The sequence below is a fragment of the Pseudoalteromonas sp. 20-MNA-CIBAN-0454 genome (assembly GCF_040308685.1).
Lineage (GTDB): Bacteria > Pseudomonadota > Gammaproteobacteria > Enterobacterales > Alteromonadaceae > Pseudoalteromonas > Pseudoalteromonas nigrifaciens.
Window position 1 is genome coordinate 1 of sequence record NZ_JBEOOB010000159.1, and the last position, 278, is coordinate 278.

Consider the following 278-nt stretch of genomic DNA (forward strand, 5'->3'; position numbering starts at 1 on the left):
TTCATAGCCCACCCGATACCCCGCCGCCGAAGCTTCCAGGCCTTCGGTCAACATCAGCCGCCGCGCCTCTTGCAGGCGCAATTGCTTCTGGTACTGCAACGGACTCATCGCGGTCATCGCCTTGAAACGGTGATGCAACGTCGACACGCTGAGGTTCACTTCCCGCGCCAGATCATCGATGCGCAGCGGTTGCTCGAAGTTGCCGTTGAGCCATTTGATGGCCTGGCTGATGCGATGGCTCTGGCTGTTGGCAATCGCAATCTCATACAAACGATGAC

The 278-nt window shown here is 58.3% G+C and carries 1 protein-coding gene; it reads right to left on the bottom strand.

The genetic code is table 11. The features are described 5' to 3' along the window. The coding region (locus AAEZ22_RS18365) for a helix-turn-helix domain-containing protein (protein ID WP_352298471.1) at positions 1-278 on the bottom strand (278 nt) is incomplete at both ends.